Origin of the sequence: Bradyrhizobium sp. (assembly GCF_049691595.1) — a bacterium.
Classification (GTDB): domain Bacteria; phylum Pseudomonadota; class Alphaproteobacteria; order Rhizobiales; family Xanthobacteraceae; genus Bradyrhizobium.
The window spans coordinates 1-4,530 of record NZ_JBAVNZ010000416.1; the positions used below are offsets into that span (position 1 = coordinate 1).

Sequence of the window (4,530 nt, forward strand, 5' to 3'; positions counted from 1 at the left end):
CGGCATGGCGACCTCGATCCCGCCGCATAACGCCGCCGAGCTGTGCGAGGCGGCGTTGCATCTGATCGACAAGCCGGACGCCAAATCGAAGACGCTCTTGAAATGGGTCAAGGGTCCGGACTTCCCGACCGGCGGCATCATCGTCGATTCCAAGCAGGCGATCGCCGAGGCCTATGTCACCGGGCGCGGCTCGTTCCGCACCCGCGCGCGATGGAGCCAGGAAGAGGGCGCCCGCGGCACCTGGGTCGTGGTGATCACCGAGATCCCCTGGCTGGTGCAGAAGTCGCGGCTGGTGGAAAAGATCGCCGAGCTGCTGAACGAGAAGAAGCTGCCGCTGGTCGGCGACGTCCGCGATGAATCGGCCGAGGACATCCGCCTCGTGATCGAGCCGAAGTCGCGCGCGGTCGACCCCGAGCTGATGATGGAATCGCTGTTCCGGCTGACCGAGCTGGAAAGCAAGATCCCGCTGAACCTCAACGTGCTGGTGAAGGGCCGCATCCCGAAGGTGCTGGGCCTCGCCGAAGCCCTGCGCGAATGGCTCGACCATCTGCGCGACGTGCTGGTGCGCCGCTCCAACTACCGCAAGGAGCAGATCGAGCACCGGCTCGAAGTGCTCGGCGGCTATTTGATCGCCTATCTGAACATCGACAAGGTGATCAAGATCATCCGCACCGAGGACGAGCCGAAGCCGGCGCTGATCAAGGCGTTCAAGCTCACCGAGATCCAGGCCGACGCCATCCTCAACATGCGACTGCGCAGTTTGCGCAAGCTCGAGGAAATGGAAATCCGCACCGAGGACAAGAGCCTTCGGGGCGAGCTCAAGGGCATCAAGTCGCTGCTCGGCTCCGAGGCCGAGCAATGGTCCAAGGTCGGCGAGCAGGTGGGCAAGGTCCGCGACATCTTTGGACCGAAGACGCCGCTCGGCAAGCGCCGCACCACATTCGCCGACGCGCCCGAGCACGATCTCGCCGCGATCGAGGAAGCCTTTGTCGAGCGCGAGCCGGTCACGATCGTGATTTCCGAGAAGGGCTGGGTGCGGACGCTCAAGGGTCATGTCGCCGATCTCTCGACCCTCACCTTCAAGACCGACGACAAGCTCGACCATGCGTTCTTCGCCGAGACCACCTCAAAACTGCTGCTGTTCGCCACCAACGGCAAGTTCTATTCGCTCGACGTGGCAAAACTGCCGGGCGGGCGCGGGCATGGCGAGCCGATCCGGATGTTCATCGACATGGAGCAGGACGCCGCGATCGTGTCGCTGTTCGTTAACAAGGGCGGCCGAAAATTCCTGGTCGCGAGCCTGGAAGGGCAGGGTTTTGTCGTCAACGAGGACGACTGCGTCGGCAATACCCGCAAGGGCAAGCAGGTGCTCAACGTCGCCATGCCGAACGAGGCCTGCGCGATCGCGACCGTCGCCGGCGATACCGTGGCCGCGATCGGCACCAACCACAAGATGGTGCTGTTCCCGCTCGATCAGGTGCCGGAAATGGCGCGCGGCCGCGGCGTGCGGCTACAAAAATACACCGGCGCCTCGCTGTCCGATGTCGCGACGTTCGATGCCAAGGCCGGCCTGAGCTGGAAGGATTCGGCCGGGCGCGAGCAGAGCATGAGCTCTAAGGAACTGTCGGACTGGCGCGGCAACCGCGCCGACGCCGGCCGTCTCGCGCACGGCCTGCCGAAGTCGAACAAGTTCGGACGCGGCGTGGAGTAGGCGGACCGGATAGGCGGTAGCGCGCCATCAATCACCGGGTTGCCGAGGTCGCAAGCCCGTCGAGCGTTGCATCGAGGTCGGCGTCGTCGACCTCGGTGAACGCGCCGCGTTCCAGCGCGTCGAGGCCGGCCTTGATGTGGGTGCGCAGCAGCTCGAGTTTCAATTCGTCAGCCGCCAGCCGCTGCTGCAGGCCACGCACGGCGTCGCGCACCGCCTCGCTGGCGTTCTGATATTTGCCGGCGCGGACGATTTCTTCGACGAACGCGTCCTGCTCGGCGGTCAGATTGATATTGCGGCTCGGCATCACAGAATTCCCATCAACGGCACGAGGATACCCAAATTGGCAGTCCTTGCCAACGGCCGTGCGTAGAACGCTCTTCGCATCGTTTCGAGCTATTGGTCGGGATCCTGTTCTCGCCGTCTCAATAGTGTGGACGATGCGTGTCCACCCATCGGCGCGCGTGTTCGACAGGCTTGCCGAAATGAGGTGCGACCGCCGCGCGAACCTGCATGGCGCTTGGCAACGCTTCCATCCGGGCTCGCCAGTTAGCGATACGTGGCTTGGAACCCAGCATCGCCTGGCCCTCCGGGATGAGGCCGAGACCGGTCATGGTGGGCAACAGAAAGAAATCGGCCAGTGTCAATTGGTCGCCAACGAGGTGGTCACCGCCATGCTCCAGCTCGCGTTCCAGCACGTCGAGCGCGAGAGCAATGCGCGGCAGTGCATGGGCAACCACCTTTTCGTCAGCGGGGATACCCAATGCTGGATAGATGAGGCGCTCGTGGCCAAGATGATAGGTGAGATAGGGATAGAAGTAGCTATTCACCGAGCTGATCCACTGGTTCATCCGGGCGCGCAGTCGGGGCTCCGCCGGTTGCAGGGAAGGATCGGCGAACACCTCATCGACATACAACGCGATGGCGGTCGTTTCGTAGACCCGGAAGCCACCATGATCGAGGATAGGCACGCGTTCAAAGGGATGCAGCGCGCGATGGCCGGCGCTGCCCATCTCCGGTTCGAGGTCGTGAAAGTGGAACGCGACATTCTTATGCGTCAGGATCAGTCGGATGATATTGACGTATGAACTGACCGGAAAGCCATAAACTACGACGTCTGCCATCGATGATTCCTCACGGGTTGATGGAGGATGGGCGATCGGGTTGGCATTCGCGGCATGCGTCCGGATCGTCTCAGATTATGCCGGTGGCGCGCAGCACCACGCCTGCCGCGCACGAGCCGCCCAGCACCGTCAGCATGCCGAGATTGAAGCGGAAGATCGCGGTCGCCGCCAGAACAGCCAGCACCAGCGCCGCCAGGTCGAGGCTCGGCCACACCGGCAGGTCGAACGACAGCCCGTAAGATCGAACCGGGACGGTGTCGCGGAACACGGTGTGCAGCGCAAACCAGATCGACAGATTGAGGATGACGCCGACCACGGCCGCCGTGATCGCCGACAACGCGCCGGCCAGTGCCTTGTTGCCGCGCAACGTCTCGATGAACGGCGCGCCGAGAAAGATCCAGAGGAAGCAGGGCGTAAACGTCACCCACGTCGCCAATAGCCCGCCGAGCGTGCCCGCCAGCATCGGCGACAGGGTGCCGGGATCGCGAAACGCGGCCATGAAGCCCACGAACTGCAGCACCATGATCAGCGGGCCCGGCGTGGTCTCGGCCATGCCGAGACCATCCAGCATCTCGCGCGGGGCCACCCAGTGATAATGCTCGACCGCCTGCTGGGCGACATAGGCCAGCACCGCATAGGCGCCGCCAAAGGTCACCATCGCCATCTTGCTGAAGAACAGCGCGATCTGGCTGAACACATTGGCCTGGCCGAGCCCGATCAGGAGTGCTGCGACCGGCACCAGCCACAGCAGCAGCCAGACCGCGCTTACTCTCAAGGCACGCGAAACGCTGGGGCGGACGTGATCGGGCAATTCGTCGCCGAGCATGCTGTCGACCGTCGCCGAATTCTTGCCCCCGCCGTGCCCGCCGCCTGCGAATTCCGGCCGGCCGCTTCTGGCGCCGAGATAGCCGATCACGCCGGCGGCGATGATGATGGCCGGGAAGGGCACGTTGAAAAAGAAGATCGCGACAAAGGCGATCGCGGCCAGCGCGATCATGACGCGGTTGCGCAGCGCGCGTTTTCCGACCCGGACCACCGCCTGGACCACGATCGCCAGCACCGCGGCTTTCAGCCCGAAGAACAGCGCCTCGATGAATCCGACATTGCCGAAGGCCGCGTAGATATAGCTCAACGCCATGATGGCGATGACGCCGGGCAGGATGAACAGGCCGCCCGCCATGATGCCGCCTGCGGTCCGGTGCAGCAGCCAGCCGATATAGGTGGCGAGCTGCTGCGCCTCCGGGCCCGGCAGCAGCATGCAGTAGTTCAGCGCATGCAGGAACCGGCCTTCGGAAATCCAGTTCTTCTCCTCCACCAGAATGCGGTGCATCACCGCGATCTGGCCGGCCGGGCCGCCGAAACTGAGCAGCGCGACCCGGAGCCAGACCTGAAAAGCCTCGCCGAGGCCGATGCCGTGACCGGCATCGGCCTCGGTAGTCGTCGTCGTATCGATCACGGCTTCGCCTTGTTGGTTGGCCAGTTGTGGGTTTCGCCGGTGGCATCGCGGCACCAGCGATAGAACGCATCATAGAGCGCGATGCCGGCGTCGAGCTGCTCGAGATCGTCATCATACATCCGCGACAGTCCGAGCGACGCCGCCAGCAGTCCGGGCGCTTCCGGCGCCAGGTCGAGCCGTCCGGTGTCGGCGGCGCGTACCATGGTGGCGAGCCGCAGCAAGGGCGGCGTGGCGAGGCCGAA

At 64.2% G+C, this 4,530-nt stretch carries 5 protein-coding genes; 1 reads left to right on the top strand and 4 read right to left on the bottom strand.

The genetic code is table 11. From position 1 onward, the window contains the following. The coding region (locus WCE35_RS17665; RefSeq protein WP_424594619.1) for a DNA gyrase subunit A at positions 1–1,711 on the top strand (1,711 nt) is incomplete at its 5' end. Between the two features lie 31 nt (positions 1,712–1,742). Here WCE35_RS17665 and WCE35_RS17670 read toward each other — a convergent pair. From WCE35_RS17670 to WCE35_RS17685, 4 genes are all read right to left on the bottom strand, one after another. Beyond that, positions 1,743–2,015 (bottom strand): type II toxin-antitoxin system ParD family antitoxin, encoded by a 273-nt coding sequence (locus WCE35_RS17670; RefSeq protein WP_424594620.1) that lies wholly within the window; start codon positions 2,013–2,015, stop codon positions 1,743–1,745. 118 nt (positions 2,016–2,133) lie between these two features. Next, complete coding sequence (locus tag WCE35_RS17675; RefSeq protein WP_424594621.1) at positions 2,134–2,832, bottom strand: glutathione S-transferase family protein; 699 nt, start codon at positions 2,830–2,832, stop codon at positions 2,134–2,136. 70 nt (positions 2,833–2,902) lie between these two features. Beyond that, entirely contained in the window at positions 2,903–4,288 is a 1,386-nt protein-coding gene (gene chrA, locus WCE35_RS17680; RefSeq protein WP_424594622.1) for a chromate efflux transporter, read from the bottom strand. After that, a partial coding sequence (locus tag WCE35_RS17685; RefSeq protein WP_424594623.1) for a chromate resistance protein ChrB domain-containing protein occupies positions 4,285–4,530 on the bottom strand: 246 nt, incomplete at its 5' end. The genes WCE35_RS17685 and chrA, both read right to left, overlap by 4 nt.